General features: G+C 36.4%; 15 protein-coding genes and 1 pseudogene. 10 read left to right on the forward strand and 6 right to left on the reverse strand.

Translation table 11 applies throughout. The features are described 5' to 3' along the window. The first annotated feature begins 3 nt into the window (after positions 1-3). A complete protein-coding gene (locus HDC90_RS07700; protein WP_184465387.1) occupies positions 4-750 on the forward strand; it encodes a LytTR family DNA-binding domain-containing protein in 747 nt (248 codons plus the stop codon). A gap of 138 nt (positions 751-888) precedes the next feature. On the opposite strand, the gene HDC90_RS07705 is transcribed toward HDC90_RS07700, so the two are convergent. Further along, the gene (locus HDC90_RS07705; RefSeq protein ID WP_184465388.1) at positions 889-2,568 is read right to left on the reverse strand and encodes a Zn-dependent hydrolase; all 1,680 of its coding nucleotides are present in this window, start codon (positions 2,566-2,568) and stop codon (positions 889-891) included. A gap of 113 nt (positions 2,569-2,681) precedes the next feature. Between HDC90_RS07705 and HDC90_RS07710 the strand changes: the two genes are divergently transcribed. Both HDC90_RS07710 and HDC90_RS07715 read left to right on the forward strand, forming a co-directional pair. Further along, entirely contained in the window at positions 2,682-3,518 is an 837-nt protein-coding gene (locus HDC90_RS07710) for an N-acetylmuramoyl-L-alanine amidase (RefSeq protein ID WP_184465389.1), read from the forward strand. Positions 3,519-3,545: 27 nt separating this feature from the next. Beyond that, entirely contained in the window at positions 3,546-3,965 is a 420-nt protein-coding gene (locus HDC90_RS07715; RefSeq protein ID WP_184465390.1) for a hypothetical protein, read from the forward strand. A 67-nt stretch (positions 3,966-4,032) separates the two neighbouring features. Here the strand turns inward: HDC90_RS07715 and HDC90_RS07720 are convergent, their stop codons facing one another. Further along, positions 4,033-5,688 carry a glutamine--tRNA ligase/YqeY domain fusion protein gene (locus tag HDC90_RS07720; RefSeq protein ID WP_184465391.1) on the reverse strand — a complete coding sequence of 552 codons (1,656 nt, stop codon included), beginning with the start codon at positions 5,686-5,688 and terminating at the stop codon, positions 4,033-4,035. Positions 5,689-5,951: 263 nt separating this feature from the next. Here HDC90_RS07720 and HDC90_RS07725 point away from each other — a divergent pair, with 263 nt between their 5' ends. The 7 genes from HDC90_RS07725 to HDC90_RS07755 all read left to right on the forward strand — a co-directional run bounded on the left by HDC90_RS07725 (position 5,952) and on the right by HDC90_RS07755 (position 11,027). Then, a complete protein-coding gene (locus HDC90_RS07725; protein ID WP_057930804.1) occupies positions 5,952-6,371 on the forward strand; it encodes a cobalamin B12-binding domain-containing protein in 420 nt (139 codons plus the stop codon). Between the two features lie 3 nt (positions 6,372-6,374). Beyond that, the gene (locus HDC90_RS07730) at positions 6,375-7,154 is read left to right on the forward strand and encodes an enoyl-CoA hydratase/isomerase family protein (protein ID WP_184465392.1); all 780 of its coding nucleotides are present in this window, start codon (positions 6,375-6,377) and stop codon (positions 7,152-7,154) included. A 147-nt stretch (positions 7,155-7,301) separates the two neighbouring features. Next, complete coding sequence (locus HDC90_RS07735; protein WP_184465393.1) at positions 7,302-8,720, forward strand: sigma-54 dependent transcriptional regulator; 1,419 nt, start codon at positions 7,302-7,304, stop codon at positions 8,718-8,720. A gap of 64 nt (positions 8,721-8,784) precedes the next feature. Beyond that, positions 8,785-9,834: an AI-2E family transporter gene (locus HDC90_RS07740; RefSeq protein WP_184465394.1), complete on the forward strand. Its 1,050-nt coding sequence runs from the start codon at positions 8,785-8,787 to the stop codon at positions 9,832-9,834. Between the two features lie 71 nt (positions 9,835-9,905). After that, a complete protein-coding gene (locus tag HDC90_RS07745) occupies positions 9,906-10,172 on the forward strand; it encodes a YtxH domain-containing protein (protein ID WP_057930800.1) in 267 nt (88 codons plus the stop codon). A 53-nt stretch (positions 10,173-10,225) separates the two neighbouring features. Continuing rightward, positions 10,226-10,603, forward strand: a complete 378-nt coding sequence (locus tag HDC90_RS07750; RefSeq protein ID WP_184465395.1) for a phage holin family protein — start codon at positions 10,226-10,228, stop codon at positions 10,601-10,603. After that, positions 10,590-11,027 carry a hypothetical protein gene (locus HDC90_RS07755; protein ID WP_184465396.1) on the forward strand — a complete coding sequence of 146 codons (438 nt, stop codon included), beginning with the start codon at positions 10,590-10,592 and terminating at the stop codon, positions 11,025-11,027. Before HDC90_RS07750 ends, HDC90_RS07755 begins: the two co-directional genes overlap by 14 nt. 734 nt (positions 11,028-11,761) lie before the next feature. Here HDC90_RS07755 and HDC90_RS07760 read toward each other — a convergent pair. From HDC90_RS07760 to HDC90_RS07775, 4 genes and pseudogenes are all read right to left on the reverse strand, one after another. Beyond that, positions 11,762-12,286, reverse strand: a complete 525-nt coding sequence (locus HDC90_RS07760) for a hypothetical protein (RefSeq protein WP_184465397.1) — start codon at positions 12,284-12,286, stop codon at positions 11,762-11,764. Positions 12,287-12,312: 26 nt separating this feature from the next. Next, positions 12,313-12,600, reverse strand: a pseudogene (locus tag HDC90_RS25715) (RHS repeat-associated core domain-containing protein); the annotation flags it as partial. A 135-nt stretch (positions 12,601-12,735) separates the two neighbouring features. Further along, positions 12,736-13,176 carry a hypothetical protein gene (locus HDC90_RS07770; protein ID WP_184465398.1) on the reverse strand — a complete coding sequence of 147 codons (441 nt, stop codon included), beginning with the start codon at positions 13,174-13,176 and terminating at the stop codon, positions 12,736-12,738. A gap of 641 nt (positions 13,177-13,817) precedes the next feature. Continuing rightward, a complete protein-coding gene (locus tag HDC90_RS07775) occupies positions 13,818-14,285 on the reverse strand; it encodes a hypothetical protein (RefSeq protein WP_184465399.1) in 468 nt (155 codons plus the stop codon). Positions 14,286-14,832: the final 547 nt, after the last annotated feature.

Here is a 14,832-nt window from a genome sequence, read left to right on the forward strand (position 1 = left end):
ATAATGAAAGCAATTTTAATAGATGACGAAATTTCCAACTTAGAAAACTTGCGGACTTTGTTAGAAAAGCACTGTCCGCAGGTAACTATAATGGCAACGGCGCAAAATATTAATGATGCGGTTGATATTATTGAAAAATATTCACCTGATTTAGTCTTTCTGGATATTCAAATGGGCGAGCAAACAGGTTTTGATGTACTAAAGCTGCTCCCAACACGTAATTTCGAAGTTATTTTTGTTACTGCTTACGATCAATATGGGATACAAGCCGTAAAATTTGCCGCCTTAGATTATCTTTTAAAACCCGTTGACATTGAGGAATTGATGAACGCCGTAAATAAAGCAGAACATAAACTGGCAGCACAAATACAAAATCTACAGCTTGACTTTTTGCTGCAACAATTAAAAAAGCCAGAAACCAATGTTAGCAAGATTGCCCTGCAGATGCAAAGCGAAATAAGGTATGTTACTTTATCAGAAATTATACGTTGCGAGGCCGACAATACTTATACCCGCTTCTGCCTATCAAGTAATGAAAAAATATTGGTTTCTAAACCACTTAAAGAATATGCAGATTTACTACGCCCCAGCGGATTTTTAAGAACGCACCAAAGCCATTTAGTAAATCCAAAATATGTAAAAAGCTGGTTAAAGGAAGATGGTGGTATTTTACTCTTAATCTCCGGAGAAAAGATACCCGTTTCTAAGCCCAATAAAAATACTGTAAAGCAAGCCTTGCAACAGCTTTAGAGTATGCAAGCCCTTATTTAGCTTTTTATTATTACATTAATGGGTTTCAACAGTAAACCTCATTTATAAGCAGAAAAGTCATGGACAAACACGATCAGACTTGCCTATCCATGACCTTTAATTTTTGAGTAAGAATTTCTATTTTACCCCAAGTACATCAACACCCTGTTCGAAAACAACATCAACCGGAATATTCTTTTTAGTCAACCGGTCTAGGTCTGTTTGAAGTGCTGTATGGATAACCGCTTTTTCTTTTTGTGCTTTTCCTACTGCAACTTTATCGCCATTACCCTGAAGGGTAAGAATGAATGCGCTTAAATCGTTCATGGCAGTTGCAAATTTATCGAAGTTTACTTTGTAAGTACCTTTAGCAGTACGCTCAAAAGCCCCTTTTTCCTGGAAATAATTAAAACATTGCATATTGGCTTTTCCATGTGCCTCAGAAACACCAAAGCGAACAGAGCGTAAAATGCCGGCCATAAATGTGGTATAATAATCTTTTATATCACCTTTTAATTCACCTTTTTTAAGTAAGTCGGTTACCATATATAAGCCTAAAATATCGGCTTTGCCTTCTTCTAACCAGCTATACTGTTCTTTTAATGCTGCACGTACAAACCCTTTTCCGGTAATGGTTTTTTTAATGCCTAAACCATGTGCTACCTCATGAAACATGACGTTTGCAAAAAAAGCATCAAACTTAATATATTGCTGCTGATCGGCTTCAATTAATTCTTTTGAAATCGGCACCAAAATCTTATCAAACTTAGCCTGCATTGCATTTTTCAATTGCGAGCGACGTGTACCTTTTTCCTGTTGAATTTTTTCATCGTTCGGGAGATTAACAGCGATGGTTTTTGATCCGGCATTACAGTCTCCTGCATAATAAACCACATCATAAGCATTTAACTCAGAGTCGGTTCCAGGTGTTTCGGTTTTGTATTTTGCTGCAACCGGCAGGTTTTTCTGTAATTCAGGAAGCATTTTTACATACTTGGCCAAACGCTTGCTCCACTCTTTATCTTTGATTAAAACATAGGCTTCGTAACTGGTACGTGCATTAAACAGTTTATCCTCGTAATTTTCAATCGGACCAATTATAATGTCTAAACCATTGGTTTTCATATCTAACCAGGCATAATCACTTGCGGTAAAATTATCCGTTACCAAAGCATCGGCCCTTAAGTTTAAATATTTTTTTAAACCGGCATCTTCAGCAATTAAAGCAGCCTGTTTTAATAGCGAACTTGCTTTTTGTAACTCTGAGGCAAATAATACATGATAAGGTACAGTTGATAATTTGCCAGTACTGTCTTTTTGAATAACCGAATATGCACCAAATTTATCTGCGAGGTCCGATTTCTCTATGGCTTCTTTTGTAATTCCATATGGATAAAAAGATGAGCCCTCTGGTTTAGCACCAACACCTTCAACAAAAGGTTTATCATTATTTAATCTATCCCAGGGCCCATAATTAATATTAACAAAGTCGCGTGTTTTTTCATCTTTAATTGTTGCCAGCAAGCTATCTCTTTGCGGGTAGGCCTGTTTCCAGTAAAGCTGGTCCATAATTTCTGCGGCCTGAATTAACAAAGGCAAAATTTTACGATCGTTAACACTTAGTTGGTTAATATTGGTGGTTAATTTTACCCTTTCGTAAATAGGCAGGCGTTGAGCAACATAATTGATCAGACTATCTTTTTGTACTACCACAGCCTTTTCATCCTTAGATTTATTATTGCCGGTACAAGACGATAAAGTGCCTACAGAAATAGCTACTGCCGATAAAAACAGGGTAGATTTGTATAAATTCTTCATATTAAAGTATATGGCCGCTAAATTAGTAAATTTTGAAAGCTTTGTATAAAGTTTGATGCATTGGGTGAAGTTTAACATAACTTTGTAACTTCAACTTGCTAACAATTCAAGCCATGTTATTTTCCAGGTCATCAAAATCATTATCTGTTTCAGCTTTTGCCCTTGTGCTTATCTTTTCTGCTTGTGGAAGCAGCAAATATGCTGCAACAGAAAAAATCTATAAAGAAAAGGCAAAAGATTTTTCGAAAATAATCAACGCCACACCGCCTGTTGGCCAATTATACGATTCTTTGAAAGCAACAAATCAGGAATGGATTGGTTCTGTAAATTTTGGGATACGTAAACCTAATTTTGTGGTCATCCACCATACCGCTCAGGATAGTTTGGCACAAACGATAAAAACTTTTTTCTCTACAAAAGCTGGTACAAGTGCACATTACGTCATCGGTCGTGATGGTAAAGTAGTGCATATGGTGAATGATTATTTACGCGCAAACCATGCAGGTGTGAGTAAATGGGGAAAAGATACCGACTTAAACTCTTCTTCAATCGGTATTGAGTTGGATAACAATGGTTTAACAGATCCATGGCCTGATGCGCAGATCAACAGTCTGCTAAAGCTGTTGGCCACTTTAAAGAAAACGTATGGCATCCCAACGGCGAATTTTATTGGTCATGCCGATATTGCACCTAAACGTAAAAACGATCCAAAAAACTTGCCCTGGAAAAAACTGGCCGATAAAGGTTTTGGTTATTGGTATGATGATGTGCTGAAAAACCCACCGGTAGATTTTAATACCGAAATGGCCTTAAAATATATTGGTTACGATACAAGCAACCTTCCTGCTGCAATTACAGCTTTCAAAATTCATTTTATCCAAAGTGATATTACGCCTACTTTAACGCCAGTGGATATTTTAGTGTTGTATAATGTATATACGAAATACTAGATAAGCTTTTTCCCACGGAGGCACGAAATGAATAAAAAACAACACATTAGAATTAAAGGAATATTCAGAATAGTCTTTTCTTTATTGCTAGTTTATTCTTTTTGTCTAATCGGAATCCAATGGGTTAAAGATTCAGAATTTGACAAACCAGTTGAAGAGATCGCAGCACATTTAACTGTTTTTTCATTTATAGTTTGGTTCGTAGCAACCAATATGGTAAATGGCCTTAACGAAGTCAGATTGAAACAGATTAAATACAAAACTTATATGCTAAGCTCTGTTTTATTTTTTGTTTTTATAATCGTTTTAATTCAAAAGGCAAATCAAGAAAGGTGGTTTGCCGTTATTTTTGGGACAATAATAACTATTTTTCTCACCTATTTGACATTTGCAGATGCTAGATATTTTTATTATAAAAAGAAAGAGCAGAGAGCAAAAGGTCAATAAACAGTTTAAAACAAAAAAACACGGATAAATCTGCGTTCATCCGTGCCTATCTGTGGTTAAAAAACGATTAATTCGGTTTCTTAAATGTATCCTTAAGTGTTACCGTTCTATTGAAAACCAATTTATCAGCTGTAGAATCTTTATCTAAACAGAAATAACCTTTGCGGATAAACTGATAACGGCTTTCCAGATCTGCTGCTGCCAATGCCGGCTCGATATAAACATGAGGTAAAACCGTCAAACTTTCAGGATTTAAGTAATCTTTAAAATCTCCTTCTTCAGCATCTGGTGTTTCTGAAGTAAATAAACGATCGTATAAACGAATTTCGGCAGTTTTAGCATGTGCTACACTTACCCAGTGGATTGTTCCTTTAACATTTACGCCACTGGTATCGTTTCCACTTTTCGATTCAGGAATATAAGTACAGTGGATTTCGGTTACGTTTCCGTTCTCATCTTTCACAAAATCTTCGCATTTAACAATATAAGCGAATTTTAAGCGTACCATTGCACCTGGAGCCAAACGGAACCATTTTTTTGCTGGCACTTCCATAAAATCTTCACGTTCTATCCAAAGTTCATTGCTGAAAGGAATCACACGTGTACCCCCACCATCTTCAGCTTCAGGATTATTTTCGCCAATCAGCTCTTCTGTTCCTTTTTCGTAATTCGTAATTACCAATTTAATCGGATCTAAAACTGCCATTACACGGTTAGCCGTTTTGTTTAAATCTTCACGAATGCAAAATTCTAACAGACTCAGCTCGATTAAATTTTCGCGTTTGGCAATACCAATACGTTCGCAAAACTCACGTACGCTTTTGGGTGTAAAACCTCTCCTACGTAAACCGCTAATGGTAGGCATGCGCGGATCGTCCCACCCATTTACTAAGTTTTCGTTAACCAATTGAAGGAGCTTACGTTTACTCATTACCGTGCTGGTAAGGTTTAAACGGGCAAATTCATATTGTTTTGAAGGGAAAATCTCTAATTTTTCGATAAACCAGTCATACAGTTCACGGTGCGAAACATATTCCAGCGTACAGATAGAATGTGTGATGTTTTCGATACTATCACTTTGTCCATGAGCAAAATCGTACATCGGGTAAATGCACCATTTGTTACCTGTACGGTGATGTTCGGCATGCTTGATGCGGTAGATAATCGGATCGCGCATTAACATATTCGGACTGGCCATATCGATTTTTGCTCTCAAAATATATGCGCCATCAGGAAATTCGCCATTTTTCATTTTCGTGAAAATGTCTAAATTTTCTTCGATGCTGCGGTTACGGTATGGACTATCCTGTCCTGGTTCAGTTGGAGTACCTTTTAAGGCTGCAATCTCATCTGCAGAGCTTTCATCAACATAAGCCAAACCTTTTTCGATCAGCTTAATGGCAAAACCATATAGCTCGTCAAAGTAATCTGAGGCATATAATTCATTTTTCCAGTTAAAACCCAGCCATCTAATATCTTCCTGCTGGCTGGTTACGTATTCTGTTTTTTCAGTTACCGGGTTGGTATCGTCAAAACGTAGGTTGGTATAGCCGCCGTATTTTTGTGTTAGTCCGAAATTTAAGCATATCGCTTTCGCGTGGCCGATGTGTAAATAACCATTAGGCTCCGGCGGGAAACGCGTAACCAAAGTTTCATACTTACCACTATTTAAGTCGTTCTCAACAATTTCTTCAATAAAGTTCAATGACTTTTCTTCACTCATAAAAACCTGTAAATTAGGAATGCAAATGTAAAAAGATTGAGCGGATTTATACAATGATTGTGGGTTTATTAGCCCATAGTTGATAGTTAGCAGCCCAGAACTTCATTATAGTACTATGAAAGAACAAATAAGCTAGTATTATAGGCTAATTCTCCATCGAAAACCACGACTATGAACAATGAGTGATTAACCACTAACTGCTTTTTCCCTATTTCTCAATTACCTAATAAAATCGATACATTTACGTCAACTTAATATGAATGATGAGCAAAGTATTAAATCGGCCTATCCGCGTTTTAGTAGCTAAAGTTGGATTAGATGGCCATGACAGGGGGGCCAAAGTAATTGCAACTTCCTTGCGTGATGCCGGCATGGAAGTAATTTATACAGGCCTGCGCCAAACACCCGAAATGGTAGTGAACACAGCGCTTCAGGAAGATGTTGATGCCATCGGTATTTCTATCCTTTCAGGCGCACACATGACGGTTTTTCCAAAGATTATTCACTTTATGAAAGAAAAACAGTTAGATGATGTGTTGTTAACCGGAGGAGGGATTATCCCTGAAGCAGATCGGTTAAAACTGGCCGATATGGGTGTTGGAGAACTATTTCCTCCAGGTACAACAATGGCAAGCATTGTAGAATATATTCAGAATTGGGTTACAGAAAACAGAAATTTTTAAGCTATGGCATACCAGAATTTAATCTCAGAAATAAAAGAAAATATTTTATACGTTACCATCAACCGCGAAAAAGCACTGAATGCTTTAAATAAAGATACTTTAGCCGAACTGGCTGATGTAATTGCATTTGCGGGTAAAACCGATGAAGTAAGAGGCGTTATTTTAACCGGAGCAGGCGAAAAGGCTTTTGTTGCCGGAGCCGATATTAAAGAGTTTTCTGATTATAGTGGCAAACAGGGAGAAGAATTAGCGCAACGTGGTCATGATCAGGTTTTTAATGCTATTGAGAATTCCTCAAAGCCATTTATTGCCGCAATAAACGGATTTGCTCTAGGTGGCGGACTAGAGTTGGCTATGGCCTGCCATATCCGTATTGCATCAGATCATGCAAAACTAGGACTGCCTGAAGTTACTTTAGGTTTAATTCCTGGTTATGGTGGTACACAACGTTTAACCCAGCTGGTGGGTAAAGGTAAAGCGATAGAGCTGATTACCACTGCAAATATGATTACAGCTTCAGCGGCAGAAAAAATAGGCCTGGTAAACTATGTTGTTCCGCAGCCTGATCTAATTAGCAAGGCTGAAGAAATACTGAATGTGATTAAGCAACGTGCGCCGCTGGCCATTTCGGCTGCAATAAAATCTGTAATTGCAGCTGTAAATAACAACAATGGCTACGCTACAGAAATTGAAGAATTTGGCAAATGTTTCGAAACTACTGATTTTAAGGAGGGAGTAACCGCATTTGTTGAAAAGAGAAAAGCAAATTTCACCGGAAAGTAGTAGGCGCGTAGTATTAATTTGATGATTTATGTCGTGAAATTATTGCAAAAGTTTTCCAAAGCAATTTTTTTTGAGTAATTTGTGAGTTATTCATTACTAACCCTAATGTAGCTGTCTTACATTTTGGTTTTTATAATAACGCTACTCATGAAAAAGAAGGTACTCATAGTTGACGATGAAATCAGCATCGGTTTATTGCTCTCCAAATTTTTAACTAAAAATGGATTTGAAGTTTCAAATGTAACCACTGGTAAAACGGTTCTGCAAATTCTTGAAAAAGAGCGGTTCGATTTGGTGTTATGCGATTACCGTTTGGATGATACAGATGGAAAAGAAATTTTAATCCATATTAAAGAAAACTATCCGGCTACTGGTGTGATAATTATTACAGGTTATTCGGATATTAAGCTTGCTGTAGAATTAATTAAACTGGGCGCTTTTGATTATATTGTGAAACCCCTTTACCCGGATGAAATTTTAAATACTATAAATAAAGCTCTTGAAGCACAAGAGGATTTAAAACCACCTCAAAATTTTGAACATGCAGGTGGTCAGCCTATTCCCGATTTTCAAGATTGCCCTGAATATATAAATGGTGCAAGTGATGCTTCGGCGCTTTTATTGAAACAAATTCAGCTCATAGCACCAACGGGATATACTGTCATTTTAACAGGGAAAAGCGGCACAGGAAAAGAATGTGTGGCTAAAACCATTCATCTAAACAGTTCGCGCGGCAAAGAACCTTTCATCGCTATGGATTGTGGTTCTTTAACCAAAGATTTAGCTGCAAGTGAATTTTTTGGACACGAGAAAGGAGCATTTACCGGAGCAGCCTTCACTAAAATCGGCCACTTTGAGCAAGCCAACGGCGGCACACTATTTCTTGATGAGATCGGTAACCTATCCTATGAAATCCAGGCAACTTTACTCAGGGCTGTACAGGAGCGGAAAATAAAGCGGATTGGAAGTACAAAGGAGATCGATCTGGGTGTGCGGCTTATTGTAGCTACAAATGAAAACTTAGTAGAAAGCATTAGGAAGGGCGCTTTCAGGGAAGATTTGTACCACCGCTTTAATGAATTTTCTATACACGTCCCATCATTGAAACACCGGGGTAATGATATCCTTATCTTTGCTGAACACTTTTTGGCTACAGTGAACAAAGAATTGAATAAAAACATTGAAGGCTTTTCTGATGAAGTGAAGCAATGTTTATTAGCATACAATTGGCCAGGTAATGTACGTGAGCTGAAGAATGTGATCAGGCGGACAGCCTTATTAACTGATGGAGATAGGATAGAAACCCATGTTTTACCCTTGGAGCTTGGAATGAGTGATTATCCTAAGACAGAGCAGGAGAAAAAAACACTTGTTTTTCAGCGGGAACTAAATAATGTTAAATCATTTGATTTGCGAAATGCAGCCAAAGAAGCAGAATATACAGCTATTTTAGAAGTTTTAAAAGCAGTTAATTTTAATAAAACCAAGGCAGCAAAAATCTTAAACATCGATAGGAAAACACTTTACAACAAAATCAAATTTGTTGAGATTGATGATGGTGTATAAATTTTAAATCGGGAAAAACAAAATTAGCCATTTTAGCATTTAAAGAATACCTTATTATCTAAATATGTCAGTATTCTCTTATAAGCAACGCAACAATATTAACCTGGTTATTATTATTGCACTTGGGGTATTAATTGCATATTCCCTGCAAAGTATTTTTAGTGCTATTTTAAGTACTTTGGTGCTTTATACCATAATGCGGCCAGCCTATATCCATTTGGCAGAAAATAAGGGCTGGAATAAAAGAGTAACGGCTATTTTCCTTATCGCCATTTCTATCATACTCATTATAATGCCTTTTTATGCATTAAGCAGTATGGTGATCAGTAAAATTTCAGAATTGAAGAACAATGAAGTTTTTTTCAGGAATTTACTGGTTAAATTACAGCACCTTATTCCAGTTAAAATTAATCAGGATCTTATTCAAGAAGGATTAAACCGTTTAGGGAATTGGGCCACTCAGCTTTTTCCGTCTTTAATATCGAGTGCAGTAAATATTATATTAAGTTTATTGGTGATGTACTTTTTACTCTACTTTATGTTAATAGAGCGGAAAAAATTCGAATTTTCATTGATTAAATATGCGCCATTCAGGGAGCAGAATGCGCTTCGTTTTGGCGATGAAATGCGCAATACAACTTATGCAAATGTATTGGGGCAAGGACTGATCTGCCTTGTTCAGGGTTCGCTTTTGAGTCTTTCATTTTATGTTTTGGGTTATAAAGACCCCGTGTTTTGGGGGGTAATTACAACATTTATTTCTTTTGTGCCTGTTTTAGGGCCACCAGTTGTTTTTGTTCCGGCTGCGATTTTGCAGATTGTAAACGGGAATAATTTTGCCGGTTGGGCCATGCTTATTTTTGGTTTTGTGGTCATAATCAATATCGATAATGTGCTTAGGTTTATCATTGCAAAAAAAGTTGGCAATATTCATCCGATAATTACAGTAATTGGCGTAATTATTGGTATTCCTTTATTTGGAATATTGGGCCTTGTTTTTGGCCCGCTACTGTTATCTTATTTTATATTGCTCGTTAAGATTTACGAAACCAGTACGCTAGCATCAGAAAGATTGGAAAGAATTAAAACAAATAATGAGCATACTGAGTTATAATATAGCTTAACAATAAATAATGTAGTAGTTTTATATTGTACATATTGTTAAACCCTTAAAATACATTAATTATGAATGATAACTCAAAAGTTGTAGTTGCGCTTTTAGCCGGATTAGCTGCCGGTGCGGCTCTAGGAATTTTGTTCGCACCAGATAAAGGTGATGAAACCCGTGATAAACTAAGCCAATCTCTAAAAGATTTAGGCGATTCTATCAAGGATAAAGCTGCTGATGAAATTAACCACCTTGCCAGTTTAAAGGATAAAGTGGTAAGCTCGATCAAAACAAAATTAAGAAGTGTAGAAGAAGAATACAGCGACGACGTAGAGCACGCGTAACAAATAAATATTGCATAGCCGGGCAATCGCCCGGTTAAATATCAATCTGAATTATGCAGGAAAATAAAGATAAAGGTATAGAAGATCTTGTAGACGATGCTAAAGACTTTTTAGAGGCCAGGGTTGAATATACCAGACTTTACCTATTAGAAAAAATTTCTAAACTATTTGCCGATCTAGTAACCAGTACAACAGTTATTGTTTGTTTTATACTGGCCTTTTTATTTGGCTCGGTAACTTTGGCGCTTTATCTGTCTGCTCTTTTAGGTAGCTACGCCGGAGGCTTTGGCTGCGTTTCCTTATTTTATATTCTATTGGCAATAATCGTTTATTTAACCAAGAATAAGTATATAGAGAAGGCAATTATTAATGTAGCCATTAGGAAATATTTTGATAAACTTGCAGATAAGGAGGAAGATGAAAAGGTATAAAGACATCCGTAACCTAGAAGACCTGCAGGCTAGAAAATTGGAACTTAAGGTTGAATATACCCTTAAGCAGAATATGCTTAAGGCCGATACGAAAGCTTATTTTCATCAATTTACCTTAGGTGCGCTGATAAAGAGGTATGCTACACCGAGCAACCTGTTTAAAGCCGACGAAAAATTAAATATTAGCGGAACAGCGATGTCGTTGCTTTTGCCCATGTTTATGAATAAAACCATATTTAGAGGTGCAGGCTTTTTAACCAAAGCAGCTGTAGGTCTGGTTTCAGGAAAAATCGGTAAATCGCTTGATGCGGAACATCTGTCGGCAATTTTTAATTCTGTGAAGAGCTGGCTGGGGAAAAAGAAAGATAAAAAAGACAAAAAATTTATAGACTATGGGATTCCACCTGATAGTGAAACGTATTAATACAGTCTAAGCATACTTTTTGAATAACAAAAGTTGGTTAGCTATTAGATCAGAATACCAAATTTAAAATTAAAAAGCGCTTAACAGGTTTAGTTAGCGCTTTTTTGCTATCATTAGTACTTAATATTTAATCGCAATCCTATTAAGATCTCAGAAAGATTAAGTATACAAGACCTTATACCATTAGACCATCGAATTTCTTCCCGCAATTCCTTGTCCGCTGTAGAGGTTCTTATTTTTAGGGTATTGATGTTAGATAGACTATACCGAAAACTTATATGTATTAAAAGCCGGCTATGTGACCGGACTGCTTAACTCAAGATTCCATAATTTCTTTAAATACGTGTTCATTCAGATAAAAAATCTTGAATAAAATAGGTAGTGTTAGCGCAAATGAAGAAAGAATGGGCATAACTATATTATTCGTATAAATGCCAAATGCACAAACCAGCATTACTAGAACAACAAAGTAAGAAACCGATGTAAGATAAATTAGTTCTACAATTGTTTCATGATTGATGGAGTTAAACACAAATTTACCTTCTCCTATTCGGGTATGGAAATCTGATTTTGACCTCCTTCTGTCACTAAATTCATCTTCAACGAAGATTATGTACCCTAAGCCTCTTTCGGTGATCCGATATGAGTTTTTTATTAGGTACCTGTTGATTTTTTCTTCCAACAAGTCAGCTTCAATTTGTAGTGTTTTTTTTATTTTATATTTAAATTTCATATCAATAGCCTCCCTGATATTCCATTGTGTTAATATATCTCTGACTTGCTCCATCATTAGGGATCCTATAAGCGGGTCCTAGCCAAGAAGTAACACCAACATTAAGGTTACTGGTTCCTCGGCTCTCTTTCATAAAATTAAGTGATTCTGGAGCCAAACTAAAACCAAGACTCCCAACTGAATAATTTGATCCAAGTCCACCACCCAATGCAATAAAATCAAATGAGCCAGATATGCCTTGTGCTAGACCGTTCCAATCAGAAAATGTGGGTAGACGTTTGCCAGCCATCGAATATACAAAGAAAAAACTATGTGATGCGGAAGGTGAAGCAAAGCCTGGGGCATAATAAATAGTTTTGTAGTCTCTGGCCCAACCTTTAGTTGTAATAAGTGTGCCCAGTTCGATCGACCCGCCAATTGCTCCCAGTGAAGCACTAGCAGTAATATTATATCCCCAGCTTATTTGTCCATATTTAGCCAGCTCCTGAGCAGGAGACAAATCACCTTTTTTTCCATCACTCATCATGAATTTGGGAGGGTTTACAGCGTTATTTATCGAAAGCTGTGACACCAATTTACCGCCCCTCTTTCAAACGATGGTATATACAATCCCGACTTATTATCATAGATGTCCCTGCCAAACATGTCCTTACCCGAGCCAACCATACCCTCATCCATGTCATCATCCGAGTCGTGTCCCCCTTTGGAGTCTTTATCGGCCATACCATTTGGGTCTATAAACCTTACCGGGTTATTTTTTCCGTAAGTATATGGCGGCCATTGCACAGCGACTTCCCCCAGCGCATCTACGCCAGTCCACCTGCCAATTGCAGGATCATAATGCCCTTGGCCACAAGTGAAGGCAAGTAGGTTTCTGGTGCCACAAAAGTATAGCTTAAAGTACTAAACTAAATCAGTTTATAGGCAAATGCTTATTCAAAAAGGGAATAAACCTTGATTGACCATTCGCTAATATTATTCCTTTTGCACTTCGCGCTGGTGTAAAGGGATTTCAGCTGCTATTACTTCAAGCACTTCTTGACATTTGGCTTTCGCCATGAAATGTCTAACTAATAAGATCAAAATAAGAGCAATCAATAAAAATAGAAATGGACCTCCTTTAAAAAAACTCATTACGGTTAATAGTGATATGAAAAACAATTCGAATGTAAATGTTAAATAGTAGCTGAACCTTATTATCCTTTCTTCACCAGAATCAATTATTTCGAATCTTCCTCCATTTACTTTGTCAAATTGTTTACCATTTGATCCCCAGCCCCGAAGATCAAAGGAAATGCTTTCATCATTTTGCGCAATTAAATTATAATCAGCTTTGTTTAACCATAAAAGTATCTTTTCTCTTAAAGCTTTCCCCTCCAGTTTTGATGCTCGTTCTATTTTATAATTAAATCTCATAATTACTAATTTCCTAAAAGCTTACTGTCATGCTAATTAAATGTATTTCCTGTCCAAAGGATAAATCCCCATTTGATAAGAAAGAAAAATCTAGTTTTCTTCTGCCGATAATATTCTCGCAATAAGATCTTTTGCATTACTCTTTTGACTAAGAAGCTCAATACCAAACGTAATTATCAAAAATGCTCCAAGAACAAGTAAGATTAAACTGTACAAACAAGCGAGTACCAATATCACGGCAAGTGCTAAGAGAATATATTTGTAAGAAACAAAGTAAGTCAATTTTATGTTATTTCCACTTGTCTCCATTAACTCTAAAGAGCCAGATTGCAGCTTAGACGCCGACGCACCCCGCATTTCAAATGTGGGCGGTCCCATGTTATCAAATCTAATACATGCATCAGTTTGTTGTGTTATCTTATACTTGTCCTCTTCAGTTTAGATATTGTTTTTTTACGAACAATATCTAAATCCAAATTAGTATGTTGCGAAATCTCATGTTTTAACATCAAGTTATTAATATTCATCTTACTATCATCCTTTACAAGCTGCAATATATCATGCTGAGTTGTTACCTAGGGCTTGTGCACTCATATAAGAGTTAATAGCTGTTTTATAGACTACCATGCCAAAATAATTAACTATAATAAGTTCTTATCTTGTGGATATAAGGTAGCATCAATAAGTTGGATTGAACGCTGGGTGCTTTCCATAGGGACACGATTATCGTGAATATTATTGCCTTTCAAAATCTCCTTAGGTCTGGGGAAAGGTATAACGAGTGTTAATTTTCGAACGTATGATAATGTATCGTTAAAAACACGACTAAATGTTTTCTGACCATTATAAATTCCAGAAGCAGAAACCGTCTTGATTCTTTTTGGGTACTTGAAGTAGATATGGGAGTCGAGGTTTCCCGGAATACCACCTACTGTATCGAGTAAAACCTCATTGTTTACTTTTACTAAGAGCCTCTCATTTGGATAAAGCATAACTACGGCAACAGTAAAATTTGCATTGCCTTTATCTGACGTCCTATAAGTCTTATTTGCTTCATTTTTACACCCCACAAAGCAGATTCCAAGCATTATATATAATAAATTTTTCATATCATTTTTTATTATCACTAGAGTAAAAAATCATTAAATTATTTTTGTCGCCGTAAAGTAAAACACTATATATAATAAATCAGAAGATCATCTTACCCGAAAATAATACAGGTATTTTAAAATCTAACTCTCATTCTTTCTGAGTCTCTACGTTTGACTCTAATAGAATTTCTGACAGCAAGTCTTTACTTGTCGATTTCAAAGAAGATATTCTAAACATAAATTGTAATATCGCTGGCACAACCGATAATAGACCATAGGAATTACCGATTACCACTAAACTCAAAAAAATTGCTAACGATATTAAGTAAATTGGGCCAAATAATGAAACTAAATATGTATATTCAACCATATAATTTTCTTGCGAATTATAAATATTGAATATGCCACCATCAACTTGCTTATAGCTAGTAATTGTTGAGGCTATCGCGAAGTTGTCTACCTTAAAGGAAATCGTCTTTTCTTTCTCATCTGTAATAATATAGCCCTGACGTCTTAATGTTTTTAAAATATTACATTTTAAATCTCTTAAATCCAATCTGGAATA

The sequence above is a fragment of the Pedobacter sp. AK013 genome, from assembly GCF_014205835.1.
GTDB lineage: Bacteria > Bacteroidota > Bacteroidia > Sphingobacteriales > Sphingobacteriaceae > Pedobacter.

Excerpts from the sequence above, each read along its gene's own strand:
- HDC90_RS07700 (WP_184465387.1), top strand. The coding sequence starts at position 4 with ATGAAAGCAATTTTAATAGATGACGAAATTTCCAACTTAGAAAACTTG.
- HDC90_RS07705 (WP_184465388.1), bottom strand. The coding sequence starts at position 2,568 with ATGAAGAATTTATACAAATCTACCCTGTTTTTATCGGCAGTAGCTATT.
- HDC90_RS07710 (WP_184465389.1), top strand. The coding sequence starts at position 2,682 with ATGTTATTTTCCAGGTCATCAAAATCATTATCTGTTTCAGCTTTTGCC.
- HDC90_RS07715 (WP_184465390.1), top strand. The coding sequence starts at position 3,546 with ATGAATAAAAAACAACACATTAGAATTAAAGGAATATTCAGAATAGTC.
- HDC90_RS07720 (WP_184465391.1), bottom strand. The coding sequence starts at position 5,688 with ATGAGTGAAGAAAAGTCATTGAACTTTATTGAAGAAATTGTTGAGAAC.
- HDC90_RS07725 (WP_057930804.1), top strand. The coding sequence starts at position 5,952 with ATGAGCAAAGTATTAAATCGGCCTATCCGCGTTTTAGTAGCTAAAGTT.
- HDC90_RS07730 (WP_184465392.1), top strand. The coding sequence starts at position 6,375 with ATGGCATACCAGAATTTAATCTCAGAAATAAAAGAAAATATTTTATAC.
- HDC90_RS07735 (WP_184465393.1), top strand. The coding sequence starts at position 7,302 with ATGAAAAAGAAGGTACTCATAGTTGACGATGAAATCAGCATCGGTTTA.
- HDC90_RS07740 (WP_184465394.1), top strand. The coding sequence starts at position 8,785 with ATGTCAGTATTCTCTTATAAGCAACGCAACAATATTAACCTGGTTATT.
- HDC90_RS07745 (WP_057930800.1), top strand. The coding sequence starts at position 9,906 with ATGAATGATAACTCAAAAGTTGTAGTTGCGCTTTTAGCCGGATTAGCT.
- HDC90_RS07750 (WP_184465395.1), top strand. The coding sequence starts at position 10,226 with ATGCAGGAAAATAAAGATAAAGGTATAGAAGATCTTGTAGACGATGCT.
- HDC90_RS07755 (WP_184465396.1), top strand. The coding sequence starts at position 10,590 with ATGAAAAGGTATAAAGACATCCGTAACCTAGAAGACCTGCAGGCTAGA.
- HDC90_RS07760 (WP_184465397.1), bottom strand. The coding sequence starts at position 12,286 with ATGATGAGTGATGGAAAAAAAGGTGATTTGTCTCCTGCTCAGGAGCTG.
- HDC90_RS07770 (WP_184465398.1), bottom strand. The coding sequence starts at position 13,176 with ATGAGATTTAATTATAAAATAGAACGAGCATCAAAACTGGAGGGGAAA.
- HDC90_RS07775 (WP_184465399.1), bottom strand. The coding sequence starts at position 14,285 with ATGAAAAATTTATTATATATAATGCTTGGAATCTGCTTTGTGGGGTGT.